The organism is Archangium gephyra (assembly GCF_049060025.1).
GTDB lineage: Bacteria > Myxococcota > Myxococcia > Myxococcales > Myxococcaceae > Archangium > Archangium gephyra_A.
This window is the reverse complement of sequence record NZ_JBMEQQ010000002.1, coordinates 557,621-582,729: the sequence shown is the minus strand read 5'-3', so window position 1 is coordinate 582,729 and position 25,109 is coordinate 557,621. Positions and strand designations below refer to the sequence as shown.

The 25,109-nt window shown below is 69.3% G+C and carries 26 protein-coding genes and 1 pseudogene; 14 read left to right on the top strand and 13 right to left on the bottom strand.

Annotated features, from left to right (window positions below; genetic code table 11):
- Nucleotides 1–101 precede the first annotated feature (101 nt).
- A complete protein-coding gene (locus tag ACN28I_RS02640) occupies nt 102–1,976 on the bottom strand; it encodes a M4 family metallopeptidase (RefSeq protein ID WP_420940588.1) in 1,875 nt (624 codons plus the stop codon).
- Between the two features lie 437 nt (nt 1,977–2,413).
- Nucleotides 2,414–3,577 (bottom strand): hypothetical protein, encoded by a 1,164-nt coding sequence (locus tag ACN28I_RS02635; RefSeq protein WP_420940587.1) that lies wholly within the window; start codon nt 3,575–3,577, stop codon nt 2,414–2,416.
- Nucleotides 3,578–3,689: 112 nt separating this feature from the next.
- On the opposite strand from ACN28I_RS02635, the gene ACN28I_RS02630 reads away from it, so the two are divergent.
- The 4 genes from ACN28I_RS02630 (at nt 3,690) to ACN28I_RS02615 (ending at nt 7,183) form a co-directional block, all read left to right on the top strand.
- Nucleotides 3,690–4,877, top strand: a complete 1,188-nt coding sequence (locus ACN28I_RS02630; protein WP_420940586.1) for an esterase/lipase family protein — start codon at nt 3,690–3,692, stop codon at nt 4,875–4,877.
- Nucleotides 4,874–5,818, top strand: a complete 945-nt coding sequence (gene corA / locus ACN28I_RS02625) for a magnesium/cobalt transporter CorA (protein ID WP_420940585.1) — start codon at nt 4,874–4,876, stop codon at nt 5,816–5,818. The genes ACN28I_RS02630 and corA overlap by 4 nt, the downstream gene beginning before the upstream one ends.
- Before the next feature lie 17 nt (nt 5,819–5,835).
- Nucleotides 5,836–6,615, top strand: a complete 780-nt coding sequence (locus tag ACN28I_RS02620) for an alpha/beta fold hydrolase (RefSeq protein ID WP_420940584.1) — start codon at nt 5,836–5,838, stop codon at nt 6,613–6,615.
- A gap of 100 nt (nt 6,616–6,715) precedes the next feature.
- Nucleotides 6,716–7,183, top strand: a complete 468-nt coding sequence (locus ACN28I_RS02615; protein WP_420940583.1) for a hypothetical protein — start codon at nt 6,716–6,718, stop codon at nt 7,181–7,183.
- 36 nt (nt 7,184–7,219) lie between these two features.
- Here the strand turns inward: ACN28I_RS02615 and ACN28I_RS02610 are convergent, their stop codons facing one another.
- Both ACN28I_RS02610 and ACN28I_RS02605 read right to left on the bottom strand, forming a co-directional pair.
- Nucleotides 7,220–7,588, bottom strand: coding sequence for a response regulator (locus ACN28I_RS02610; RefSeq protein WP_420940582.1), 369 nt, complete (start codon nt 7,586–7,588; stop codon nt 7,220–7,222).
- The gene (locus ACN28I_RS02605; RefSeq protein WP_420940581.1) at nt 7,585–8,775 is read right to left on the bottom strand and encodes an ATPase domain-containing protein; all 1,191 of its coding nucleotides are present in this window, start codon (nt 8,773–8,775) and stop codon (nt 7,585–7,587) included. The genes ACN28I_RS02610 and ACN28I_RS02605 overlap by 4 nt, the downstream gene beginning before the upstream one ends.
- 3 nt (nt 8,776–8,778) lie before the next feature.
- On the opposite strand from ACN28I_RS02605, the gene ACN28I_RS02600 reads away from it, so the two are divergent.
- A complete protein-coding gene (locus ACN28I_RS02600; RefSeq protein ID WP_420948869.1) occupies nt 8,779–8,925 on the top strand; it encodes a hypothetical protein in 147 nt (48 codons plus the stop codon).
- Here the strand turns inward: ACN28I_RS02600 and ACN28I_RS02595 are convergent.
- Together ACN28I_RS02595 and ACN28I_RS02590 are read right to left on the bottom strand one after the other, a co-directional pair.
- A pseudogene (locus ACN28I_RS02595) lies at nt 8,925–9,152 on the bottom strand (RAD55 family ATPase); the annotation flags it as partial. The gene ACN28I_RS02600 and the pseudogene ACN28I_RS02595 sit on opposite strands and share 1 nt — an antisense overlap.
- Before the next feature lie 187 nt (nt 9,153–9,339).
- Nucleotides 9,340–9,867: a response regulator gene (locus tag ACN28I_RS02590; protein WP_420940580.1), complete on the bottom strand. Its 528-nt coding sequence runs from the start codon at nt 9,865–9,867 to the stop codon at nt 9,340–9,342.
- Nucleotides 9,868–10,169: 302 nt separating this feature from the next.
- Between ACN28I_RS02590 and ACN28I_RS02585 the strand changes: the two genes are divergently transcribed.
- Entirely contained in the window at nt 10,170–11,954 is a 1,785-nt protein-coding gene (locus tag ACN28I_RS02585; RefSeq protein WP_420940579.1) for a hypothetical protein, read from the top strand.
- A gap of 100 nt (nt 11,955–12,054) precedes the next feature.
- The gene (locus tag ACN28I_RS02580; protein WP_420940578.1) at nt 12,055–12,819 is read left to right on the top strand and encodes a viroplasmin family protein; all 765 of its coding nucleotides are present in this window, start codon (nt 12,055–12,057) and stop codon (nt 12,817–12,819) included.
- Between the two features lie 12 nt (nt 12,820–12,831).
- On the opposite strand, the gene ACN28I_RS02575 is transcribed toward ACN28I_RS02580, so the two are convergent.
- The 5 genes from ACN28I_RS02575 to ACN28I_RS02555 all read right to left on the bottom strand — a co-directional run bounded on the left by ACN28I_RS02575 (nt 12,832) and on the right by ACN28I_RS02555 (nt 16,945).
- Complete coding sequence (locus tag ACN28I_RS02575) at nt 12,832–13,212, bottom strand: hypothetical protein (protein ID WP_420940577.1); 381 nt, start codon at nt 13,210–13,212, stop codon at nt 12,832–12,834.
- A 43-nt stretch (nt 13,213–13,255) separates the two neighbouring features.
- Nucleotides 13,256–14,272, bottom strand: coding sequence for a dipeptidase (locus tag ACN28I_RS02570; protein ID WP_420940576.1), 1,017 nt, complete (start codon nt 14,270–14,272; stop codon nt 13,256–13,258).
- Between the two features lie 100 nt (nt 14,273–14,372).
- The gene (locus ACN28I_RS02565; protein ID WP_420940575.1) at nt 14,373–14,966 is read right to left on the bottom strand and encodes a hypothetical protein; all 594 of its coding nucleotides are present in this window, start codon (nt 14,964–14,966) and stop codon (nt 14,373–14,375) included.
- A gap of 219 nt (nt 14,967–15,185) precedes the next feature.
- Nucleotides 15,186–15,581, bottom strand: coding sequence for a hypothetical protein (locus tag ACN28I_RS02560; protein ID WP_420940574.1), 396 nt, complete (start codon nt 15,579–15,581; stop codon nt 15,186–15,188).
- Between the two features lie 38 nt (nt 15,582–15,619).
- A complete protein-coding gene (locus tag ACN28I_RS02555; RefSeq protein WP_420940573.1) occupies nt 15,620–16,945 on the bottom strand; it encodes an MFS transporter in 1,326 nt (441 codons plus the stop codon).
- A 144-nt stretch (nt 16,946–17,089) separates the two neighbouring features.
- Here ACN28I_RS02555 and ACN28I_RS02550 point away from each other — a divergent pair, with 144 nt between their 5' ends.
- The 5 genes from ACN28I_RS02550 (at nt 17,090) to ACN28I_RS02530 (ending at nt 20,245) form a co-directional block, all read left to right on the top strand.
- On the top strand, nt 17,090–17,980 hold the full coding sequence (locus ACN28I_RS02550; protein ID WP_420940572.1) for a lipase family protein: 891 nt from the start codon (nt 17,090–17,092) through the stop codon (nt 17,978–17,980).
- A gap of 124 nt (nt 17,981–18,104) precedes the next feature.
- Nucleotides 18,105–18,305 (top strand): sulfur carrier protein ThiS, encoded by a 201-nt coding sequence (gene thiS, locus ACN28I_RS02545; protein ID WP_420940571.1) that lies wholly within the window; start codon nt 18,105–18,107, stop codon nt 18,303–18,305.
- A gap of 9 nt (nt 18,306–18,314) precedes the next feature.
- A complete protein-coding gene (locus tag ACN28I_RS02540) occupies nt 18,315–19,097 on the top strand; it encodes a thiazole synthase (protein WP_420940570.1) in 783 nt (260 codons plus the stop codon).
- A gap of 14 nt (nt 19,098–19,111) precedes the next feature.
- Nucleotides 19,112–19,699, top strand: coding sequence for a thiamine phosphate synthase (locus ACN28I_RS02535; RefSeq protein WP_420948555.1), 588 nt, complete (start codon nt 19,112–19,114; stop codon nt 19,697–19,699).
- Between the two features lie 96 nt (nt 19,700–19,795).
- The gene (locus ACN28I_RS02530) at nt 19,796–20,245 is read left to right on the top strand and encodes a hypothetical protein (protein ID WP_420940569.1); all 450 of its coding nucleotides are present in this window, start codon (nt 19,796–19,798) and stop codon (nt 20,243–20,245) included.
- A 27-nt stretch (nt 20,246–20,272) separates the two neighbouring features.
- On the opposite strand, the gene ACN28I_RS02525 is transcribed toward ACN28I_RS02530, so the two are convergent.
- Nucleotides 20,273–21,184 carry a glutaminase gene (locus tag ACN28I_RS02525; RefSeq protein WP_420940568.1) on the bottom strand — a complete coding sequence of 304 codons (912 nt, stop codon included), beginning with the start codon at nt 21,182–21,184 and terminating at the stop codon, nt 20,273–20,275.
- 38 nt (nt 21,185–21,222) lie between these two features.
- The gene (locus ACN28I_RS02520) at nt 21,223–21,831 is read right to left on the bottom strand and encodes a biotin transporter BioY (protein WP_420940567.1); all 609 of its coding nucleotides are present in this window, start codon (nt 21,829–21,831) and stop codon (nt 21,223–21,225) included.
- Nucleotides 21,832–22,003: 172 nt separating this feature from the next.
- On the opposite strand from ACN28I_RS02520, the gene ACN28I_RS02515 reads away from it, so the two are divergent.
- Both ACN28I_RS02515 and ACN28I_RS02510 read left to right on the top strand, forming a co-directional pair.
- A complete protein-coding gene (locus ACN28I_RS02515; protein WP_420940566.1) occupies nt 22,004–23,530 on the top strand; it encodes an FAD-binding protein in 1,527 nt (508 codons plus the stop codon).
- 89 nt (nt 23,531–23,619) lie between these two features.
- Nucleotides 23,620–25,059: a hypothetical protein gene (locus ACN28I_RS02510; RefSeq protein WP_420940565.1), complete on the top strand. Its 1,440-nt coding sequence runs from the start codon at nt 23,620–23,622 to the stop codon at nt 25,057–25,059.
- Nucleotides 25,060–25,109 lie beyond the last annotated feature (50 nt).

Sequence of the window (25,109 nt, the reverse complement as noted above, 5' to 3'; positions counted from 1 at the left end):
CGGCTCCACGGGAAGAACTGGCTGCCCGCAAAGACGAAACCCCCGGGAGGCAGTGCCTCCCAGGGGCCGTTCATCTCACTTCGGGTTCAGCGAACCGGGGCTTAGTACGCGCCCTTGATCGTGACGCCGGAGTAGGTGGAGTAGGCGTTCAGCATGACGTGCATGCGCTGGGCCGTGGTCTGCGCGGCGATGGAGCACGACTCGGCGTTACCGGCCTTGTACGGACGGCAGGTGTACGAGGTGGTGGTCGGCTGCGAGCCGATCCGCACGTACATGTCCGCGTCACCCGTGCCACCGCTGATGGTGAAGGTGGAGGCGCGGCTGGCCGGCACGTCCAGGTAGTAGTACTTGTTCGTGCCCGAGGTGCCGGACTGGCCGGTGAGGGCCACGTTGTTGGTCAGCGCGGTGGCCGTCACGGGAGGCGTCGCCACACCCACGCCCACAGCCGTCCAGGCCTGCGTCACCGAGGTCTTCTCCGCGGCGCCGACGCCGTAGAGCTGCTCGGCGGCCGTCTCCGTGTACGCCTTCGCCTGGGCGAAGGTGGTGGAGGCCGTGAAGAGGTCACGGTTGGCGCGGTAGAAGATGGCGCCGGCCTTCTGCACGCCGATGCCCGTCACCGCGGTGGTGGTCACGTTGCGCGGGTGCGTGCCGCCCGTGGACAGGAGCTTGAACGCCAGGTTGGCGATGCCCGAGTTCCAGTGCACGCCGCCGTTGTCGGAGGTGCCCGTGTAGCGCGTGGGGTAGTAGTCCTTGGACGAGCCATCCTGCGTGGGGTTGGCCATGTAGCGGAGCGCGTCACCCGCGGTGGCCGGCGTCCACACGTCGTCGCCGATCATCCACACCGAGGCGGGCGTGGTCCAGCCCAGCTTCCACGACTCGCAGTAGGCCGAGAAGATGTCGCTCAGGCCCTCGTTGAGCGCGCCGGACTCGTTGGAGTAGATGAGGTCCGAGTCGGTGTCCGTCACCGCGTGCGTCAGCTCGTGCACCGTCACGTCCAGCGACTTGCCCAGCGGCGCGGACTGCACGCCATCGCTGTCGCCGTACACCATCTGGGTGCCGTTCCAGAAGGCGTTGGTGTAGTTGGTGCTGTGGTGCACCGTGCTGCGCAGCTGCGCGCCCGCGCCGTTGAACGAGTCACGGCCGAAGTTCAGGCTGAAGCAGTCGTAGGTGGTGCCCAGGTGGTCGTAGTTCATGTCCACATGGGAGTCGCCGGTGGCGGCCTGGCCCTCGGAGCGCTTGAGCGTGCCGGGCAGCGAGGTGGTGTTGTTGCCCGAGTACACCGCGCGGTTCTTCGCGGAGTGGATATCCGAGTGCGTGGCCTCGATGGCGCCGCTCAGCGCGTTGACGTACACGTTGTCACGGATGGGCATGTCCGCGCCCTCACCCGTCACGACCACGTGGTAGGCCAGCTTCAGGCGGTTGTCCTTCTCGGAGCGGATGTACACCAGGCGGGCATCGCCCTCGGAGGCGATGTGACGGCCCATGGTGCTGTCCAGGGCGGCGGCGCGGGCGGCCTCGCTGGAGATGCGCGCCACGGCGGGCACGAGCTCGCCGTCACGGGCCGAGCCGTTGGCCGAGTAGATCTTGCCGCTGGCGTCCTTGTGGATGATGAGCTCACCGCCCACCACCGGCAGGCCGTTCTTGGTCTGGCCGTAGCGGATGTGGGTGTTGCCCTCCTCGTCCACGGTGGAGCGCTTCAGCAGCAGGTCGGTGGCCTGAAGGCGGAAGGCGGCGGCGATGCCCTGCAGGCCGCTGGCGTTGTCCAGGCTGCCCTTGAGCATGAAGGGGACGCCGTCGTCGTGCGCACCGGCGACCTGGGCGGACGGCAGCGCGGCGAGCGCGGCCTGCACGTCACCAAGCGAGTCGGCGGCCACGTCGGCCTTCGAGGCACCCTCGGGGAGCTGCGAGTTGTCGACCTCGCACGCGGCGAGGGGAAGGGCGAGAAGCGCGGCAGCAAGGAAGCGAGTGCGAAACACTGGGGGTTCCTCCTTGTTCGTCGGCGGGGTGCCGTCGGACACAGGAGACATGAGCAGGAAGCGGGCCAACCTATGAATCGTGGAAATGCCAGCCTTTACGCATCACCCGGCCCAGCCAGTGGAGCGTGGATGTCACTCTCAACACGCCCCGGCCTGCATCAAGAGTTTACACTCCTGGAACAAAGCCTTCTGATTTCAATGGCTTTCACCCCTCCCCCAAGGGGTGTCCTGATTCAAGACAGAGGCGTCCTGAATTCAGACACCTCTCCCGCCTCATGTATGCATGAGTCGGCAAAGGAATCAAAGCGCTACCACCGCAATACTTTGCCCTGAAATCATTTGGCCTGCAACCAAAAAGCAGTGGGAACGCGAAGGCGCGGGCGGAGGGGCCCGGAAGGTGGCCCGGCACCCGGCGCGGCGATGACGCAGGCGATGACTCAGAGGATGTCCAGTCCGGCCAGCAGGGACTGGAGGGTCTCGACGTTGGCGCGCAGGTCGGCGCCGGAGAGCTGGGAGAGCTGCGTCTTGCGCGCCTTGCGCAGGAAGGCATCCAGCCGCGGATCCCTCCCGTAGAGGGACTGGGCACTGGCGGCCGCCTCGGCCAGGGCCCGCGCGGCGCCCGGAGCATCCGTGTTCAGCAACCCCATGGAGCGCTCCAGCCGCACCCCGCAGCCCGCCCAGACCTCGCGATCATGGGCGATGAGGAGCTGCCGCTGATTCACATGGCTGAGCGAGCGGACGATGGTGTCCAGCTCCTCCACCACCGACAGCACCTCGGGCTTGTGGGGGTTGTCCTGGATGGCCAGGCGCCCCGCCCGGCCGCGCAGCTCGATGATGTGCCGCTTGTCCTGCGCGCGCAGGTGCTTGTACGCGGCCGTGCGCCCGAAGGCGTCCAGCTCCGTCTGCAACTGCTGGGCGTTCCACTGCACGTCCTCGGGCTCGGCCTCGCGCACCTTGGTCAGCCGCGCCGAGACGATGCGCGACAGGTCCGCGACGATCGCCCGCACCATCACCGCCGCCTTCACCTCCGCCTCGTGCCCGGGCACCACCTGCTGCCGCGTCACCGGCCCGAAGGCACTGGCGGACTCGAAGACGAGGTTGCCCATCTGCTCGCGGAAGCGCTCGCGCAGGCGTTGGATCTCCGCCAGCAGCGTCCACCGGTCCGACACCACGCCGGGGTTGCGCATCGTCTCGCCCAGTTGGGTGATGCCCTGGGCCAGTTGCTGCATCCACCCCAACAGCAGCTCGGAGGCGTCCTTGGCCCGCCGCGCCTCCACGGTGGCCGTCAGGGGAACCCCGGAGCCCGCGCCCGCCGCCGGCCGGGAGGCGAACTGCTCGCGCACCACGTTGAGCAGCACGTTGACGTCCATCACCGTGTCGCGGATGACGGGGGCCATCTCCTCCCAGAGCGACAGGTCCGGGCTGTCCTCCACGTGGGGGGTCTCGTACTTCAGCAGATCGAGGTCGCTCAGCCGGGTGATGGCCTGCCCCGCCGCGCTGTACACCAGGCGCAGGCGGTCGGCGAAGGCGCGATCGGACAGGGACTGGAGGATCTCTTCCAGCTTGGGGGGCAACGCGAGCGAAGGAGTATCGGCGGACACGGCCCGGCCACTCTATCGGTTCCCATGGGCCCCGTCGCGCACTTCGGCTCCCGGAGCGTGTGGATCCCGGCATTTCCCTTGCGAGGCTCCCTCGCCCTCCTACACTGGCCGGATGGCGAAGCACCGCGTGTACCTCATTCCCGGCTTCTTCGGTTTCACCCACATGGGAGAGAAGCCAGCCGAGCGGATCGTCTACTTCGGACATGTCCGCGATGTGCTGCTGGAGGGCTTCCAGAAGCGCGGCCACACCGCCGAGGTGGAGTCCGTGACGGGGCACCCCACGGCCAGCCTCGAGGTCCGGGCCCGGCTCATCCTCCGCACCCTCGAGGAGACGGCCGCGAGCGATGACGCGGTCATCCACCTGGTCGGGCACTCCACCGGAGGCGTGGACGCGCGAGGCCTGGTGTCCACGTGGATCCCCCAGAAGGCGCCCCACCTGCTGGAGCGGGTGCGCTCGGTGGTGTCGGTGGCCACGCCGCACCACGGCGCGCCCATGGCCAGCTTCTTCCAGCAGGACCGCCGGGGCGAGATGCTGCTGCGGCTGCTGTGGCTCTTCACCGTCTTCTCCCTGCGGCGGGGCCCGCGGCCGATGATGTTCCTGGCCTTCCGCCTGCTCTACGCGCTCAGCCAGACGGGCCATCAGCTCGGCTTCCAGGCCACGCTGCTGGATCAGATCACCCGGCTGATGGCCCACCTCACACCCACGGAGCAGGCCACGCTCGAGGAGTTCCTCGACCAGGTGGGCAAGGATCAGTCGATCATCGGAGACCTCACCCCGGAGAAGATGGTGGGCTTCAATCAGGGGAACCCGGACCGGCCGGGCGTGCGCTACGGCTCGGTCATCACCGGGGCGCCGCCGCCGAGCCTCATGGGCATGCTCCGGGCGGTCACCGGCAAGCACAACCCCGGCATGGGAGACCTGGTGTCGTTCCGGATGCTGGATCCCCAGCCCGAGATCATCTACGGCGCCTACTCGTTCCTCTACAAGAAGAGCGCCCCGGACGCGCGGGAGCTGCGGACGCCCGACCCCTCCCCCACCCACGACCGGCTGCTCCGAGACGTCTTCGGCGAGGAGTACCGGCACCGGAGCGATGGCGTCGTGCCCACGCGCACCCAGCTCTGGGGCGAGCTCATCACCGCGACCGTCGCCGACCACCTGGACGTGCTGGGCCACTTCGACGAGCCCCCCGCGCACGTGGGCTGGCTCAAATCCGGCTCCCACTTCCGGGCCCCCCAGTTCAACGGGCTGTGGGACCGGGTGCTCGACTTCATGGTGGACGGGAGCAAGGCACGCCCATGATCCAGGTCGTCGTCATGAACGGAAGCAAGCCCCTCTTCGGTGGAGAGGATCTGCTCGAGCTGCCCGGCTCGAAGTGGATCGACGTCCTCCAGCCGACGGAGGAGGAGATGAAGCGGCTCGGGGATCGCTACGGACTGCACAAGCTGGCCATCGAGGACTCCCTCCACGTGGACCAGCGGCCCAAGCTGGAGGAGTACCCGAACCACCAGTTCATCGTGCTCCAGGGCTTCACCGCCAACCCGAAGAACGTGTGCGATCTGACGCTGCACGAGCACCACTTCTTCCTGGGGCCGGACTGGCTCATCAGCGTCCACGAGCTGCCCTTCGATGGGTTGGAGCAGGTGCGGCAACGGGTGCGGGACGAGCCCCAGGCGACGATGGAACGCGGCGTGGACTTCATGCTGTACGTGCTGGCGGACACGCTGGTGGACCGCAACTTCCCCGTCCTGGACCACTTCAACGACGAGTTGGAGGACCTGGAGTCGGCGGTCTTCGAGAACCCGCAGCCGGAGCACCTGCAGCGCATCTTCGAGCTGAAGCGGGCGCTGGTGTCGCTGCGGCGGGTGTTGTCGCCGCAGCGGGATGTCATGGGCTTCCTGGCCCGGAGAGGCATCCCCAACATCCAGGAGCGCGCGGCGCTGTACTTCCGGGACGTGTATGACCACCTGGTGCGGCTGTACGAGCAGATCGACGCGAGCCGCGACATGGTGGGCAACGTGATGGACGGCTACCTGTCCATGATGGCCAACCGGACGAGTGAGATCAGCAAGCAGCTCACCATCATCGCGACCATCTTCCTGCCCCTGTCGTTCATCACGGGCTTCTTCGGGCAGAACTTCGACGTCCTGGGGAGCAGACCGTTCCTCTGGGTGATGCTGGTGTCGGTGTTCGGGCTGCCGCTCGCCCTGGTGTTCTGGTTCAAGCACAACCGGTGGATCTGAAGTCCCTGGAGGAAGCCATGCTCAGCATCACCGTCGACGGCGTTCCCCTGCACTACCGTGACGAGGGCCACGGGCTGCCCGTGCTGCTGTTCCACGCGTTCCCGCTGAACGGGGAGGCGTACGAGAAGCAGCTCCAGGCGCTGTCGGGGCGCTACCGCTTCATCATCCCGGACATCCGGGGCTTCGGGCGGAGCGGGCTCGGCGAGGGCCCCACGGAGATGGCGCGCATCGCCCAGGACGCGCTGGCGCTGCTGGACGCGCTGAAGGTGGACTCGGCGGTGGTGGGCGGGGTGTCCATGGGCGGGTACGCCGGCATGGCGCTGCTGCGGGAGGACGCCGGGCGCGTGCGGGGGCTGGTGCTGGTGGACACGCAGGCCACGGCGGATGACGAGGCGGGCCGCGCGCGGCGCGAGGCCTCGGCCCAGGAGGCCCTGCGGGAAGGTCCCGAGGCCGCGGTGCGGGCGCTGCTGCCGAAGGTGGTGGTGGAACCGGACTCGGCGGTGGGGCGCGAGGTGGCGGCGATGATGCGGACGGCCACGCCCGCGGGCATCGCGGCGGCCCAGCGGGGCATGGCGCTGCGGCCGGACAGCAAGGACATCCTCGCGCGCTACGCCGGGCCCGCCCTGGTGGTGGTGGGCGAGAAGGATCCGGTGACGCCGCTGGAGAAGGCGAAGCAGATGGCGGACCTGATCTCCGGGGCCCGGCTGGAGGTGATTCCGGACGCGGCCCACCTGCCCAACCAGGAGCAGCCGGAGCGCTTCAACGCCGTGCTCGACAGCTTCCTGTCCGCGCTATAGGGCGGGTTCCATTCCCGCCGCCTCCGAGTGACCAGGGGAGGACGAGAGGAGGAGCCCGGAGGAGGGAGTCCGGGCTCCCGTTTGCATCAGGAGGGATGCGATGGCGAGTAGCTTCATCGAGTTCGGAGGCAAGGGTATCTGGGACAGCGACGGCGCCATCCGTGATCTGCTCGCGTTGTTGCTGGTGGAATTGGAGGCGCGGGGGCTGCGCCGCAAGCAGGCGGAGCTGTGGGAGTACTGGACGCTCCAGGCGTACGTCATCCTCACGGGGACCCACGATCTCGGCCTGGACCTGTACGCGGCCGACGCGCCCACCCGGAAGCTCGTCATCGACTGCTGCGAGTCCGTCGCGCGGAGGACCGGGAAGATGGAGCGCCCTCGGCCCCGGGGCTTCGATCACGCGGACGGTGAGCTGTTCGAGGGGAGCGAGCAGTTCATCGACCTGGACGAGGTGCGCCCGCTCGCGTTGCAGGTGACGCGGCTGCTGCGGGGCGAAGCCGGCGCGCCCGCGGATTCTCCCGAGGCCCTCCACTGGCGTGAAGCGAAGGCACCCGTGACGCCTTCGTGAAAACCGGCGGTGCCGCGGCCGGCCCGCGCGGACGCCTCACCGCGAGCCGCCCCGCTTCCCGAGCAGCTCCGACACCCGATCCAGCATGTCGAAGAGCTCGAAGGGCTTGGGCACGAAGAGGAGGTCGGGGGCGAGGAGGCTCTGGTCCATCAGCCCGGCGCTCATCACCACGATGGGGATGTGCCGCAACGCCGCGCTGCCCCGCATCTCGCGTATCAACGCGTGCCCGTCCATCCGGGGCATCATCAGGTCGGTGATGACCAGGTCCGGGAGCCGCTCCGTCATGGCCGTCAGGGCCTGACGGCCATCGTGCACCACGCGCACGTCCAACCCTTCCTCGCCGAGGAGCTCGCCCAGGACGTTCGCGATGTCCGGCTCGTCATCGACGATGAGGACGTGACTCATGCGTCCTCTCCGGAGTCTTCCGGTGCTGAGCCAGGGGGCGAGGGATTCGGTCCAGGCCCGCGCGTTGACGAGCCTCCGTGCAGCCGCGCCAGCTCGCCGAGCAGCGCCTCGGCGCTCTCGCTCGAGTCCTCCACCTCGAGCCCCCGCGAGGTGATGTGGAACTGGCGGAGGGACGGGTCATAGTCACTCTCGCGGACCTTGAGGATGGAGATGAGCCGGTGGAGCTGGGAGCGGAGCTCCACGTAGCGCATGAAGACGATGTTATCCACGCCGGCGGACAGGCCCACGGGGGCGAGGCCGAGCTCGGGACCACCGAAGGACGTTTCCATGGAGATGGCGGTGCTCACCTGCAGCGCGCGCAGCTCGTTGCTCAGTGCGGTGAAGAAGGTGGTGAAGCGCTCCGGGTGCGCCGAGGACTGCAGCAGCCCGTCCGCCCCGTCGATGAACAGCCGCTGCGCCTTCTGGCGATGCACCCCTTCCACGAGCTGCATGGCGATGGCATCGAGGAACTGCTCGGTGGGCTGGCGCCACTGCACCTCCAGCCGGCCGGCCTCCACGTGCTCGCGCAGCCGCAGGCCCACGCCCTCGGCCTTGGAGAGGAGCCGGGAGGGAGTCTCGTAGAAGCCGAAGTAGAGACACCGCTGCCCCCCTCTCAGCCCCTCGGCCAGCAGGTGGAGCCCGAGCAGGGTCTTTCCACTGCCGGGCGCGCCGAGCAGCGCCGTCACCGAGGCCGGGGGCACGCCGCCCCGCAGCATGTCGTCGAGCCCGGAGATGCCGAAGCGGCTCTTCTGGACCGCGGCGGGGGTGTCCAGCGCCTGGGGGAGCATCAGCGCCTCGCGGCGTGGGTAGACGGTGATGCCCGAGTCGCTGATCTCGAAGATGTGCTGGCCGCCGAGGTGGGGGCTGCCCCGGAATTTGCGGACCGCCAGATCGCGCGTCTGCCGCATCTTCAGCGTCCGCAGGTCGAGGTCGAGAATGCCGTCGGCGACGAACCGTTCGAGGCTCTCCGGGCCCTCGGTCCTGGGGGCGATGAGCAACGCCGTACAGCCCACGAGCGCGAGCAGGGCGCCGAGCTCCCGCAGGAACTTGCGATAGGCGAAGGCCGAGGAGGCCAGCTCGGAGATGGCGGCCAGCGAGTCGATGATGAGCAGGGAGGCGCGGTGGGTGCGCACCGCCTGGCTGAGCATGGCATGGAGGGACTCGAGCCCCCCGACTCGAGCACGGAGACGCTGCTCAGCAAGGTGATGCGGCTCTGGATGAGCGAGCGGTCGAAGAAGGAGAAGGACTCGAGGTTGGAGAGCAGGCGGGCATGGGATTCGGAGAACGAGGTGACGTAGAGGACGTTCTCGCCCGCGGCCGCGCGGTGGAAGGCCACCTGGGAGCAGAGGACCGTCTTCCCGGTGCCGGGCCCACCGGTGACGAGGTAGAGCGCGCCGCGCGGCAGTCCCCCCCGGAGCACTCCATCCAGCCCGGCCACGCCCGTGGGCAGGCGGCTCTTCTCTCCCGTCGTGGTTCCCACCCTGGTTGCCCCCTCCTGTCGAGGCCCTTGTTCCGCTTCCTCCATGAAGGTCCAGCCATGAGGGTGCGGCGAGCGAGCGCGGGCGCCCATGCGTCAGCCGTGCACCCTTGACTGGCCGCCAGGTTCACAGGGGGCCTGACAGGGGAATACAGCGCTGGCGCCGCCAGGGCTGTTGCCATATCGACGGCGGGAGTCGAGGCACCTCAGCGAGACACCCGCTGCCATCTGAGGCCTATCGCAGGAAGAACCATCCCGCCGCCACGGCCCCCGCGAGGGCCAGCACCACCGCGAGCGGCCATGAACCACCCGATGGGCGCGGCGCGGGCCCGCTGGACCCCTGCCTCCCTGGCCCCGGGAGGGAAACACCCTCTCGCGCGGGCGGTGCCGCCTGGCCGCCCCGGGTCAGCCGCTCGGCCGCCTCGAGCACCTGCTGCGCCCCCGCGGGATGGGCGAGGTACTCGTCCGCCCTCGCCTTGAGCTTGCGGTGCTGCGGGAAGCCGTCCGGGTTGCCGATGATGACGACGGGGATGTGCCCGAGTTCCTCGTCCTTCTTCAGCTTGCCGCAGATGAGGTAGCCGTTGTGCCCTCCGGGCAGCTCCACCCGAAGCACCACCAGCGCTGGCCGCACCTGCCGGACTCGCTCCACGCAGTCCCTGGGCTCCAGCACCGTCTCGACCGTGAAGCCGTGAGCTTCGAGCGCCTGGTGCAAGGGGGTAGCGGCGGCTTCATCTCCTTCGATGATCAGGATCGTTCCGGGCATGGACCCCGCAGATTACCACGGCGGAGGAAACGGCCGTTGGTCCGCGATTGCCTCGCAGGCTACAGGCACGGGCCGCCTCCGCCGCGGCTTGTAACCCATCAGGCAACAACTCGGCCTTTCACCCGGAATCCCGCCCGGTTACCGCCAATGACTGGCGTGTCAGACCCTGTCATTCCTTGTCATCTGTAGCTCCGGGAACAACAAAATAAACTGGCTTTACCGCCTTTTCCAATACGTCAATTCTTGATATGAGTTCAGCCAATCTCACGCATCAGGGGGCATCCATGAGGCACGGCAAGAACATGACGAAGAGGCGCTTGGGAACACTGGCGGGAGGCCTGCTGGTGGGCTGGCTGACGGCGGGTTGCGGCGCGGAACCGGCACAGGAGCAGGTGGCGAGCCAGGAGCAGCCCCTGGCCGAGGCACCTCAGCGTGCCCCCGCGCTGGAGAACCTGGAGTTCATCCCGTCCGAGATGCCCTCGTCCGCCACGCCCGGCCTCATCCGGGCGAGGCTGGCCGAAGGAGAGAAAGCCACCCGGTTCCTGCTCACGGGCGACGATGGCAAGGAACTGGTGCTGAGCGACGACGGCTTCAATGGGGACGAGAAGGCCGGCGACGGCCTCTTCTCCGGCTTCGGTATCGTGAACCTCGACGAGCACCGCAAGACCCAGGAGCGCATCGCCGCCTTCCAGAAGGAGTCCACCGAGCCGCTCACCGTCGCCACCTTCCAGGACCGCGTGCTGGTGCGGGAGACCGCGCTCGTGCCGCTGCCGTCGGATGTCTTCGCGCCGGGCCGGCCCATTCCCCTGCCGTCCACGGGCATCGCCCGGGCCGTCGTTCCCAACAAGTCCCTCATCATCAACCACCCCTCCGTGGTCGGCGATCCCACCCGCACCTGGGATCCCTGCACCCGCACGGGCAACCCGAATGGCGTGTGGACGTTCAAGCACCTGATGACGGAGATGGCCAACACCGCGGCCCCCGCGCCGGCCTTCACCGAGCGCTGGCTGCGGCAGTGGTTGACCACCCAGAGCGTGAACGGGCGGCCCGTGCAGGCACGCTCGGCCATGGCCACGCAAATCCTCAACGCCTGGCCGCGGCTGAGCACCGGTGAGCTGGACCTGGCGCGCTCGCCCTTCAAGCTGGTGGCGATCGTCAACCGGCTGGACCTGGGCCGGGGCAGCAGGGGCCCGTACGGCACCAGCGGCGCGGGCGAGCTGCGCTTCGTCTTCTCGGTGATGACCTCGATGACCTGCTCGCGCCCCTACGAGGGCTTCCTGGTCATCTTCGAGTACGGCGTGCCGCAGAACCAGTGCTTGCAGGTGAAGTCGTGGGCCCAGGCGTGGACCGGCCTGTCCAACCCGCTGCTGGCGCTGGGCAGCTCCGCCTACAACACGCAGCTCCAGAACCTCACCCAGCAGGTGGTGCTGCGCAACAAGGCGCCGGGCAAGCCCAACGGCAGCGCCATCAACCAGGTGCGCACCAACGAGATCATGCTCTCCACCCCCTGGTGGGAGATGCGGGAGTTCCGCCTCTTCTCGACGGCGGCCAACCCGCGCCACTTCACCACCACCGCGGTGCCGGGCCACCTGAGCGAGCACGTCACCGTGCGCACGCCCTTCGATCCGTTCAACAACTCCACCACGCTCACCAACTTCCTGACCACCCACAACGCGCCCATCCTCAACGGCACCCACGACGTGCCCCTGGACTACGGCACCACCCCCAACTTCCTGGGCGCCTTCCCGCAGATGGCCACCAACACCTTCATCTGGAACGCGCCCAACCTGGGCTCGGTGCCCAACGGCTTCAACGCGCGTCACAAGTTCTCGCTGAACACCTGCACCGGCTGCCACGCGGGGGAGACGCGCACCGACTTCACGCACGTGGGCGTCTCGGGCGCTCTCTCGCCCTTCCTGGCCGCGGGCATGACCAACGTGAACAACCCCTACAACGTCACGGACCCGGTGAGCGGCCAGGTGCGCAGCTTCTTCGAGATCCGTGAGCGCGCCCAGCACCTGGACAGCGCGGCCCACCAGTCGTGCTTGATCCGCAGCCTCGACCAGTCGGTGGCCTTCGTCCACTGAGTCCCCGTCCGGAGAGCCGGCCCGTCCACCCGGGCCGGCTCCGCCAGACGGCGTTCGCCGCCCTGGCGGGGAGAAGCCGTGACGGCTATAGGGTGGCGGCATGGAGAACCGCCCCACCCTGGTCTTCGCTGATGGTGCATGCTCCGGCAATCCCGGCCCGGGAGGCTGGGGCACCCTCATCGTCACGCCCGATGGCGAGGTGACGGAGTTGGGGGGCCACGAGCCGGACACCACCAACAACCGGATGGAGTTGACGGCCGTGGGCAAGGCACTGCGCCACCTGGAGCGGACCCCGGGGCCGGTGCACATCCACACGGACTCCACCTATGTGATTCAGGGCATCACCCGCTGGGCGTTCGGGTGGAGCCGGCGCGGGTGGAAGACGGCCGAGGGGGGCGAGGTGGCCAATACCCTCTACTGGAAGCGGCTGATGGCGCTGGTGGCCCAACGCAAGGAAGCCTTTCCGTCCGAGGCCGGCGTCCTGGAGTGGAAGTACGTGCGCGGGCACGCGGGCGTGCCGGGCAATGAGCGGGTGGACGAGATCGCCGTCGCCTTCTCCAAGGGCCGGAGCGTGAAGCTCTACGTGGGCCCGCTGGCGGGATACGGAATCGCCGTGCACGACGTGCCCGAAGACACCTCCGTGCCCCAGGAGAAGCCCAAGCAGCGCGAGGGCTCCGCCAAGGCCTACTCCTATCTGAGCGAGGTGGGCCGCACCGTGAAGCGGCACACGACGTGGGCCGCGTGCGAGCGCAGGGTGAAGGGCGTGCCCGGTGCCCGCTTCAAGAAGACGCGCAGCGAGCAGGACGAAGCGAAGGTGCTGGAGGAGTGGGGCTTCAAGCTCCAGGACGTCCAGTCCGAGGACTGAAGCCCCGCCCGCTCACGGCTGGCAGGTGACGCGGGTGTCGTCCATGGCGCACGTGCCGCACGTCTTCACCTGGACCAGCACGCCCATGCGGCACTCGAGCACGGCCTTGCCGTCGGCCGTGCACAACCCGCGGCCCTCGGCGGACGCCGCGCACGCATCCCCGGCGACGTTGCCCCTCATGTCACAGTTGATGGTGCCCTCGGCCTCGCTGCACCCCGAGGAGCCCCGGCACTGCAGCGTGCGCCATTCCTTGTCACGGCACTCGAGGGCCTCCGTCTCGGAGGCGCAGGTGTAGCCGCCTCCCGAGCACGAGTCGCCGGCCCTGACGCCACAGGCGGACAGCAGGAGGGAGCCAATCATCAACGAGAAGAGGACGGGGGAGCGGTTGATCACGGCGCCGGACGATTCCAGGCGCCGCGAGCCCGGTCAACCCATGTCACTCCCCGAGCGTCTCGCGGAAGTACCTTCGGAAGTTCCCCCCGAGGATGCGCTCCACGAGCGCCTCCGGGTGGCGGCGCAGCAGGGCCTCGGTGAGCTTGGGCAGATCCGTCACGTCGCGGATGCCCTTGGGCAGGGCCACCATGCCGTCGTAGTCCGAGCCGATGCCCACGCCCTCCTCCCCCATCACCCCGAGCGCGTGCTCGATGTGCCGCACGACGTCGTCGATGGCGTCCCCGCCCAGGTACACGGGGGCGAGGATGATGCCCACCACCCCACCCCGCTCGGCGATGCGGCGCAGCACCTCGTCCGAGAGGTTGCGCCAGCCGCCCCCCGCCCCGCGCACGCCCGTGTGCGAGGAGAAGACGCGCGCCGTGGGGTGCGCCAGGATGTCCTCCAGCGTCCGCTCGGAGGCATGGGCCACGTCCACGCTCATGCCCACCCGCGCCATCTCCTCCAGCACCGACTGGCCCAGCGGCGACAGGGGCCGGTTGCCCATCAACGGGAAGGACGAGCCGCCCGCCTCGTTGTTGGACAGGTGGGTGAGACCCATGAAGCGCACGCCCCGCTGGTACAGCTCCGCCACGCGCTCCACCTGGCCCTCGATGGCGTGAGCGCCTTCGATGCCGAGCACGGCCGACAGCCGCCCCTGGGCGAGGTTCTCCTCCAGGACCCGCCCCGTGGTGGTGATGCGCACCTGCCCGTCGGAGCGGCGGCAGAACTCCGCCAGCCGGTCCACCTGCCACACCGCGCGCGACCACTCGCTCTCCCGGGCCTCTCGGGGCCAGCCGCGCCAGACGGCGAAGGCCTCGAAGCCCCCGATGAAGGGAAAGCCCCGGGTGACGATGGTGAAGCACTGCAGCTTCATCCCCACCTCGCGCAGGCGGGGGAAATCCACGTGCCCCTCGGAGGACCGCTCGCACAGGTCCCTGTTCCACATCAGCGAGTCCGCGTGCGAGTCCGCGATGCACCAGCGCTGGTGGAGCTCGAGCACGTCACTCGTCTTGAGAGCCATGGCCGCAGTCTCCGGCTTCCCGTCTCCCGCCACAAGCATTCCGCAAAGACGACGGCCCCCGCCCGGAGGCGGAGGCCGCGTCCCACCGTGTCCCGCGCGACTACTTCTTCTGCTGGCCCGGGTGCTGGGCGCTCATCTTCTCGACCTCGATGCTCTTGAGCATCATCTGGCCGTTCGGATCCATCTGGTAGGAGGCGCGGACCTCATCGCCCGCCTTCAGATCCTTCAGGGCCACCGGCTTGTCGTCCTTCATCACCTGGACCTGCTGGTTGGCCTGGAAGCGCATCACCTTGTTGTTCTGGTCCGGGACGATGATCGCGATGGTGTTGGCCGAGGCGGACTGGATGGTACCCTCCACCTCCTCGGTCTTCACGTTGGCCGCGGTGTTGTCGTTCCTGTTCATCGTGCCGCTGCCGCCCGTGGCCTGATCGTTCCGCTCATCCATCTGCTGGTGCTGGGCATCGGCCAGCTCGCGCTGCTCCTCCATCAGGTCCTTCTGCGCGTCGGTCAGCTCCTGCTGGCCGTCCTGGCGCGTCTCGGCGACCTCCTGATTGACCTCCTGGCGCTCCTGCGCCACGTCGCGCTGCGCCTCGGCGACGTCCTGCTGCTCCTGCTGGACCTTGCTGCGGTCCTGGCAACCCACCGTGAGTCCGAGCCCCGCCACCGCCATCACCGCCATCATGAGCTTACGCATGGTGCCGCTCCTTTCGTTCCTCACCAGGGGAGGAAGCCCCCCGGCGTGTGGCAGGAAACTGGGGGCCTGCATCGCGGGTGCACAGGGCTTGTCGGAGCGGAAAACCATCACAGGGGCGGCGGCCCGTCCGAGGAGGGCCCGGCGGGCCGCTTGCTCCAAGCGGGAAGAATTCGAGGCTTTCCCCGCAATCACCCCGGCCACGGCCCTACGACACGGGGCCTAGGAGCCCCCATCGGTGACCGTTTCCGCACACGCGGGCGCCCCTCCCGCGGCCCAGCGGTCGATGAGGGCCCGCTCGGCCTCGGTGGGCTCGGGGTTGCCCGGAGGCGGCATGGTCCGGAAGGTGACGGTGCGCGCGTGGATGCGCGGGGCCATCAGCTTCGCTCCCGCCACCTCACCGTCGGCCTCGTACATGTCGAGCCGGAAGTCCGTGCGGCCGCTGCCCGTCGTGGTGGCGCCATGGCACGCGGACACGCAGTGGGCCTCGAGGATGGGCCGGATGTCCTGGCACCAGGTGGGCACGGGCCCCGCGTTGGGGTCCTCGGGGGCCTCGAGGGTGCAACCGGAGGCCAGCAGTGCGCAGGCGAGCACCCACGAATTCAAGAGGACGCGCATGGCCGCGACGTTAGATGAATCCGGCCCACCTGGGAGCGCTACGAGGTGCTCAGCGCGGCGAAACGCGTGCGGCCCGCGCTCAAGAGATAGAGCGCCACCAGGAAGCCCACCCCGCACACCGCCGCCACGTAATGCGCGGGCGCCAGCGGCTGTTCCTTCATCATCAGGGTGACCACCAGGGGCGTCAGGCCTCCGAAGATGGCGTAGGCCACGTTGTACGAGAAGGAGAGCCCCGAGAAGCGCACCGCCGCGGGGAAGGCGCGCACCATCACCGTGGGCACCACGCCCACCACGCCGACGCAGAAGCCCGCCAGCGCGTACAGCGGGACGAGGTGCTCCGGCGCCGCGCCCACGCCGCGATAGAGCACGTACGTCGCCGTCATCAGGGCGAGGCTGCCGATTCCCAACACCCATCCGGCGCCGAAGCGATCCGCGAGCAGGCCGAACACGATGCAGCCGAAGGTGAGGCTCAGCGTGGCCACGCTGTTGGCCTCCAGCGTCTGGGCCGGGGCGATGCCGTAGAGCTTCTGCACCAGCGTGGGCGTCATGAGGATCACCACCACGATGCCGGCGGTGAGCACCCAGGTGAGCAGCATCGACACCGCCACCGAGACACCGTGGCCGCGCAGCGCGGCCTTGAGCGGCAGCTCCCGCACCAGGGCCTTGCGCTGGCGCATCTCCTCGAACACCGGCGTCTCGGCCAGCCAGCGGCGCAGGAACACGGCGAAGAAGCCGAACACGCCTCCCACGAGGAAGGGTAGACGCCAGGCGAAGGCGTGCACCTGCTCGGGGGTGTAGATCTTGTTGATCGCCGTGGCCACCAGCGAGCCGATCAGGATGCCGAACGTGAGGCCCGAGGTGAGCGTGCCGCAGGCGAAGCCGACGCGGTGCTCCGGCACGTGCTCGGAGACGAACACCCAGGCGCCCGGCACCTCCCCGCCCACCGCCGCGCCCTGCATCATGCGCAGCACCAGCAGGGCCAGCGGCGCCGCGTAACCGGCGGTGGCGTAGGTGGGCAGGCTGCCAATCAGCAACGTCGGCACCGCCATCATGAACACGCTCAGCGCGAACATGCGCTTGCGGCCGCTGCGATCGCCGAAGTGCGCCATCACGATGCCGCCCAGGGGGCGCGCCAGGTAGCCCGCCGCGAACAGTCCGAACGACTGCAACTGGCGCAACCACTCGGGCGTGTCGGGCGGGAAGAAGAGCTGCCCGATCACCGCGGTGAAGAACACGAAGATGATGAAGTCGTAGAACTCCAGCGCGCCGCCCAGCGCCGCCAGGCCGAGCGTCTTGGCGTCCTGGAGGGTGAGCGGGCGCTGCGCGTGCGGCTGTGAGGTCTCGGGGGGAGCGGAGGCCGGCATGGGGGGGCGAATCAGAGCGTGAGAACCCCGGCCGGGCAATGATTTCAACCGGTTGCCCAAATGACGCGCCCGGACGCAACTCGTGGAGGGGCATGCACGACAATGTGTGCAACCAACCGACCTCAACTGCCAAGGTGGTCCGCCATGTCGACGCGCATCTCTTCCCAGACGAGCCCCGCAGCCACGCTCCGGACGAGCCGGGCGAACGAGGTGAGCGTGACGAAGGAGTCGCGCTTCTCCAACGACTTCCAGAAGTGGCTGCACGAGAACGGCTACGGCAAGTACGACTTCGCCCAGGGCAACGTGCCGGCGTTCGGCGGCAAGTCCAAGCCGGGCGAGAAGGTGACGCAGGAGCCCGTCATCTTCATCCACGGCAACTCGGACAGCGCGGCGGGGTGGAAGAACTCCATCGAGTCCTTCACGAAGCAGGGCTACAAGCCCTCGGAGATGTACGCGATGACGTGGGGCCCGGCCAACCCGATGAAGGCCTCGCAGCAGCACCACTCGGAGAAGTACCTGGAGGAGGTGCGCGCGTTCATCCAGGCGGTGAAGGAGTACACGGGCGCCGAGAAGGTGGACGTCATCGGCCACTCGATGGGCGTGACGCTGGCGCGCAAGGCCATCCAGGGCGGTGACGGGTTCGATCCGTACACGCGCAAGAGCTTCGATCTGGGCAAGCCCCTGACGGACAGCGTGGACACCTTCGTGGGCATCGCGGGCGCCAACCGCGGACTGGCCTCGGCGCTGTTCACGGGGGACCTGGTGCCCACCACGAACCGCACGAGCGGCCTGCACCCGTCCTCCTCGTTCCTCGAGGACATCAACGCGAAGAACCACGACGAGGGCGCGCACGTCTACAGCATCTGGTCCAACGTGGACGAGCTGGTGGGCGTGGGGCTCGCGGGCGGCACCTCGCCCATCCCCGGGCAGGACGGGCAGAAGGTGTACGGCACGTTCCCCTTCGGGCACATGGGGCTGAAGAACCTGACGGCCGAGACGCAGCTCGCGATGATCCGCGAGCATCAGGTCCGCTAGAACCGGAGCTCCAACAGGTGAACATGCCCATGAGTATGGCCAGGGGTGACGCCCGGGGTGCGCGTTGACAGCGGGGGGGAGGCGCCTGTACTGCGTCGGACGCCAGCAGCAGGAGCGTCGAGCCGTGACGATCTGGATCAACGGACAGGCACGAGAAGTCCCCGAGGGAATGACCCTGGCGGCGCTGCTCGCCTCATTGGAGGTGGGTGGGCCCGGGGTGGCGGTGGAGGTGAACGCGGAGGTGGTCCGCCGCGCGCACCACCCCGAGTACCGGCTGTCGCCGCAGGATCGCGTGGAGATCGTCACCTTCGTCGGTGGCGGATAGGAGCGAGCAATGAGCGTTCAGGACAAGCCCCTGGTCATCGCGGGAGTCACCTTCCAGTCGCGCCTCATCGTGGGCACGGGGAAGTACCCCAGCCACGAGGTGATGAAGCGCTGCCACGAGGCCTCGGGCGCGGAGATGGTGACGGTGGCGGTGCGGCGGTTGGATTTGTCGGCGAAGGGCGAGGCCTCGCTGATGAACTGGATCGACCGCTCGAGGATGCGGCTGCTGCCGAACACGGCGCTCTGCTACACGGCGGACGACGCGGTGCGCACGTGCCGGCTCGCCGAGGAGCTGGGCATGAACAAGTGGGTGAAGCTCGAGGTGCTGGGCGACGAGAAGACGCTCTACCCGGATGTGGAGGAGACGCTGAAGGCGGCGCGCATCCTGGTGAAGGAGGGCTTCACGGTGCTGCCCTACACCTCGGATGATCCGATCACCGCGCGCAAGCTGGAGGACGCGGGGTGCGCGGCGGTGATGCCGCTGGCGGCGCCGATCGGCTCGGGGCTGGGCATCCGCAACCCGCACAACATCCGCCTCATCCGCGAGACGGTGAAGGTGCCGGTCATCGTGGACGCGGGCGTGGGCACGGCGTCGGACGCGGCCATCGCCATGGAGCTGGGCGTGGACGCGGTGCTGATGAACACGGCCATCGCGGGCGCGAAGGATCCGGTGCGCATGGCGCGCGCCATGAAGCTGGCGATCGAAGCGGGCCGCGAGGCCTTTCTGTCCGGCCGGATTCCGCGCAAGGCGTACGCCTCGGCGTCGAGCCCGATAGAGGGGCTCGTCGAGTAGTGACGCCGCGGGTGATGGTCATCACCGACTGGCGCCTGCCCCGGGAGCGGCTGTTGGCCGCGCTGGAGCGGGCGCTGGAGGTGGGGCCCCAGGTGGCCGTGCAGCACCGTCACCCGGAGGCCCCGACGCGCCAGTTCCTGGAGGAGGCCCGGCTGCTCGCCGGGCTGTGCCGGGCGCGGGGCAATCCCCTCTTCGTCAATGGCCGGTTGGACGTGGCCCTGCTCGTGGGCGCGCACCTGCACCTGCCCGCCTCGGGTCTCACGCCGGAGGATGTCCGCCCGCACCTGCCCCCGGGGCATCAGGTGAGCGTGGCGGTGCATGACGAGCAGGAGGCTCGCCGGGCCTCGGGAGCGGACCTGGCGCTGGTGAGCCCGGTCTTCCCGCCGGGCTCGAAACCGGACGACACGCGGCCCACGCTGGGGCCCGAGGGCTTCCGGCGGCTGGCGGCGGTGCTCCCCTGCCCCGCCCTGGCACTCGGAGGCATCACGCCGGAGCGGGCCTCGCTGCTCGCGGGGGCGGCCGGCTTCGCGGTCATCTCCGGCGTCCTGGAGGCCGAGGACCCGGGCGCCGCCACGAAGGCCCTTCACTCGCTCATCCCGTAGCCCTTCTCCTCCGGGAGGGCCGTCCGTGCGTTCCCGAGCAGAAGGAGCGCGTCCCATACACAACCCGGCTCCGTCGTGGCAGAAGCCGGAACGTCCATGTCGAACAACGACCCGCTGCTCCTGGATGACTCCCTCTGGCCGCTGCTCATCGTCCAGATACGAGGCGCGGTTCCGTTCGCGCGCTTCGAGGAGTACCTCGTGCAGCGGCTCGCCTACCTGGAGCGCCAGCAGAAGCACGTGATGCTCATCGACCTGCGGCACGCGCCCATGCTCCCCTCCGAGCACCGCCGCCTCCAGTCCGAGTGGCTCAAGCAGCACGAGCACCAGCTCGATGCCGTGGTGCTCGGCCATGCCATCGTCATCACCTCGCCCCTGGTGCGGTTGATGCTCTCCACCTTCCAGAAAGCCCGGCCGCGCAGTGGCCTCCATCTCGTCACGCCCCGTCTGGACGACGCGGCGCGTTGGTGCCTCGAGGTGCTCGAGGAGGCCGGCTGCAACCCTCCCACAGAGCGCATCAAGGCCCGCTTCGGCCTGACTCCGCACTGAGCCGGTTCGTGCAAGCCCGCGCGCCCGCTAGAAGATGGAGAGCCCTGTGCGGGTGGTGAAGTGATCCAGCGCGGCGAGCCCGGCCAGGGAGTTTCCCTGAGGGTCCAGGCCGGGGCTCCAGGTGGCAAGCGCCATGCGGTTGGGGATGATGGCGAGAATGCCGCCGCCCACGCCGCTCTTGCAGGGCAGGCCCACGCGGAAGGCGAACTCGCCGGCGGCGTCGTAGGTGCCGCAGGTGAGCATGATGGCGTTGATCTGCTTGGCCTGACTGCGGGTGAGCAGGCGCCGGCCGTCCGGACAGAGGCCATGGTTGGCCAGGAAGAGGCCGGCGCGAGCCAACTGCCGGCAGTTCATGCGGATGGAGCACTGCCGGAAGTAGTGTCGCAGCACCTTGTCGACGGGGTTGTGGAGGTTGCCGAACGACTTCATGAAGTGGGCCAGGGCGGCGTTGCGGTCCCGGTGCTGCCACTCCGACTCGGCGATGTCCTCGTCGACGGCCACGGGCTCGGGGCCGGCCTGGGCCTGCAGGAAGGCGAGCACCGTGCCGCAGGCGTCGCCGGTGAGAGACAGCAGGGCGTCGGTGACGACCAGGGCCCCGGCGTTGATGAAGGGGTTGCGCGGCAGGCCGCGCTCGTACTCGAGCTGGACCAGGGAGTTGAAGGGGTTGCCGGAGGGCTCCTTGCCCACGCGCCGCCAGAGCGCCTCGCCCAGGTGTGGCAGGGTGAGGGCCAGGGCGAAGACCTTGGAGACGCTCTGGATGGAGAAGCTCTCCTGGTCGTCGCCGGTGCCGCACAGCCCGCCGTCCAGGGCGGCCAGGGCCAGGCCGAAGCGCGAGGGGTCTGCCCGGGCCAGCAACGGGATGTAGTCCGCCACGCGGCCTTGTCCCAGCAGCGGCCGGACTTCAGCCGCGAGCTCGGCCAGCAGGTTGGGGTAGTCCAAGGCGTTTCTCCAGGCGCCACTCGATGGACGCGCGGGCTTCACGGTTGAGGGATACCTGGCTCGCGAGGCCGTATGAGCCTCCAGGCGAGGGGCATCCACAGGCCGGCGATGGTTGCCTTGAGCAACCCACCGGGGAGGAAGGGCAGGAAGCCCTTGTGCAGGGCCGTGGCGAGGTCGAGCGGGACCGCCACGCGGAGCCAGGACACGCCGATGGCCAGGATGACGAGCTGGCCAGCGAGGAAGAGCGGGACCGCCTTCCACGCCACCCTGTCGAAGCCGTGCCGCGCCGCGAGGCCCATGAGGAAGGCCGCGGGGATGAAGCCCACCAGGTAGCCGCCGGTCGGCCCGAGCACCTGTGCCCAACCGCTGGCCCCCTTGGAATAGAACGGCAGTCCCACCGCCCCGAGCAGGACGTAGGCGAGCTGCCCGGCCATGCCACGCACAGGCCCGAGCGCGGCGGCCGTGAGAACGACCGCGAGCGTCTGCCCCGTGATGGGCACCGGGGAGCCCGGCACCGCGATGGCGACCTGCGCGAGCAACGCGGTGAACAGCGCGGCGCCAAGCACGAGCGCCCCATCATGGACGCGCGTGCGTGCGAAGACGTCGGCCAGGACGCGAGGCGGTGGAGAACCCGTGCCCGCACTCACTGCCGTCCCACCAGGGAGGAATGTGAACAGCAGGACGACTCGGAAGGGCGTGGAGACACGAACCGATGCTCAGCGAGGACGCGCTCCGATGCAAGACGTCACCGGGCCTCCATTCGCCCTATGCTGAGGCGCACCTGCCACGGTGTCTGCTCCTGGGGGAGGAGAACGAATCATGCGCACGACCACGACCGACCTTCGGGCCATGGGAGGCCTCTACGAAGCCACCGCCAGCGTGCGCGAGCCGGCCACGCCCGAGGAGCTCGCGGCCCTGTTCCAGGACGCGGTGGCGCGGCGCCGGCGCCTCACGCTGATCGGAGCCCGGCGCTCCTTCGGCGAGCACTTCCTCCCGCCCGGGGACGCGGAAGGTGTCTCCACGGCCCGGCTCTCCGGCACGACGCGCCTGCTCTCCACCGAGGCGGATGGCGCCATCTGGGTGCGCGCGCCGGGCAGCCTGACCTTCGAGGCGCTGCACCGTGAGCATCCCCACCACCTGCCCTATCATCCCCCCACGGGCGATCGAATCTCCCTGGCGGGCGCGCTGGCGGCGTGCGCCCACAATGCCGTGGGCTTCTTCGCCGAGGAGGTTCGCGCGTTCCGCCTGATGACGCCGGATGGCGCGGTCCACGAGTGTCACGCCGCGGCGCCCGGGATCGCCGGAGAGCTGTTCCGGCTGGTGCCAGGCTCGTTCGGGGCCCTGGGAGTGATCCTGGAGCTCGAGCTGCGCTTGTTCCGGGTGCGGGATCGGCAGCGGGCGGAGATCACCGTCCTCGAACACGGCCCGACCCGGGGGTACGCGGCCCTGGAGCGGCTCGAGACCCTCTACCGCTCGGGAGAGTACCCGCTGGGCCGGGGGCTGTTCTTCTTCGGACGCCGGGGGAAGAGTGTGTTGCTGGGCGACCGCATCGTGGTGCCCGAGCCCCATCACAAGGCCGCGCCGCTGCCGCTGACCGACGACTCCACCCGGCGGAACATCGTGGCGCAAGGCCTCGCCAACCGGGTGCCCGGGCTCGTGAGCCCGTTGCAGGGGCTCGTGCTCAGACAGGGCCGGCGTTTTCACGCGGGGCTCTACGGATTCACGTTCTTTCAGCGCAGCTATGATCGCGCGTACGACTATCTCGCCTCACCCGAGGTGCTCCCGCGCGTGCTGCGCGCCCTGGGAATCGATCCCCGGTTGACGGTGTGTCACCAGACGTTCGCGGTGCCCGTGGAGCGGCGGCAGTCGTTCCTGGACATGTATTTCGACGTGTTCGATGCGTACCCGGAAGCTCGAAGCGCGGCTCGAGCAGCAGGATCTGATCCGGCTGCCGGAATGCGCCTGGCCCCTGCACTCGGCCCACGGCATGCCCGGAGGCGCGTACTTGTTCAGCGTGAGCATGAGCGTGCGGCGAGGACAGTCGCACGAGGCCCGGGCGCGCACCTTCCTGGGCGAGGTGAGCCGGCGAGCCTTCGAGGAACATGGCGTCAAGGTCATGCTCCTCAAGCAGACCCACTGCGAGCCGGCGTTGCTGCGCCGCATGCACGCGCCCTTCATCGAGACCCTGAGCGCCTTGAAGCAGCGCGTGGATCCCCACCGGGTGCTGACCTCCCGGATGCTCGACGCGCTCGGGCTGTGAGGGCTCGCATGAGGCCTGCCTCGCACCGGGAAGTCGCCACCCACCCTCCCCTTCCCTTCTGTCACCTACGCCACGGAGCATCCTGACTGGACGGCGATGGTGGCTTCCCCGCTCCATGACAATCCTGGGGCTACGGCATGTGTGCTGCGTGAGCGGCTCTGCCGGAGGGGGGAGAATGAGGAGAGCACAGGGGGGGAGCACCCGGGCATGGGTGTTCGTGCTGGTGGGGGTGCTGGCGGGCTGTGGAGGGAGCGTTGCGCCAGAGCCGCCCCTCCAGGCCCGGGAGCCCGAGCAGGAGGAGCAGGCCCACCGAGCGGGGGCGTCGTGCTCCCCGGGGGCGACGCAATGGGTGCGCAGAAGCACGGGGACGGAGAGCGAGATTGCCCAACGGGTCGCCGTGAGCCGGAACGGTGAGGCGATCATCGTCGGCACCTACCAGGGCACCGCGGACTTCGGAGGGGGGCCGCTGCTCTCCGCGCCTCCCCTCCTGGACAATGCCTTCATCGCGAAGTACGCGCCGGACGGGACGCTCCTCTGGTCGCGGGGCTTCGGCTCCACGGTCACGGAGGGCGGCTTCACGCGCTTCACGGCGATCGCGGTGGACCGGCGAGGCCGCATCAGCGTTGCGGGCGAGGTGGAGGCCGGAGTGGATCTCGGAAGCGGTCCACTGCCGTTCGGGGCCTTCGTCGCGCAGTTCTCCCCGGACGGGCGGCTGCGCTGGGTGCGGCCCCTGCTCGGAGGACAGTTCAACTTCACCCCGAGCCTCGCCACGGACCGGACGGGCAACGTCATCCTGGTGGGCTCGATCGTGGGGCCTGTCGACTTCGGTGACGGCACGCCCCGCTTCGCGTCGGACGCGGCCTTCATCGCGAAGTACGAGGCGGACGGAGGCTTCCTGTGGGCCCGCGTCTTCGACTCCAACAGCCTCTTCTCGGACGTCGTCGCCGGCTCGCGGGATGACCTCTACGTGTCCGGATTCTTCGAGGAGCCGGGAAGCGACTTCGGGGGCGGCCCGCTGGGTCCCACCGACCTCGACGCCGGCGCGCCCGTGGTGGCTTCCTACAGCGCGGAAGGGGCCCACCGCTGGTCGAGGACGCTGGAGGGCACGGCGGGCATCTTCCGGGGCATCGCGGTCCACGGCAACCGCGTGGTGGTGGGCGGTGGAGTCAGCGGCGCCTTCCGCTTCGGCGGGGCGGCCCAGAGCTTCTCCGGGGGCATCCTCGCCGCGTACACGCGGGACGGAGAGGAGCGCTGGTTGCGCCAGGTGGGCTCGGTGGCCACGAGCGTCGCGATGGACCAGCGGGACGGGGTGGCCGTCATCGGGCTCTATCGGGGCGGGACTGACCTGGGGACCGGCCCGCTCCCCGGCTCACCGGCATCGCTGGAGAATGGCTTCGTGGCCCGGTTCGACCGCATCGACGGCGACCCGCTGTGGGCCCGCGGCTTTCCGGACCTCGGCCCCGTCAACATCGAGTTCGTCGCCGACGTCGAGGTCACCCGGCAGGGGGACGCCCTGATGACGGGGTCGTTCGCCGAGCCCATCGACTTCGGCACCGGCACGCTGACTCCCACGACCTTCAACCCCGACGCCTACCTGCTGCGGCTGTGCCCCTGAGCAGGGCCGCTCGAGTTCCGCACCTTTCCATAGGGGTGCTCGACGGCCAG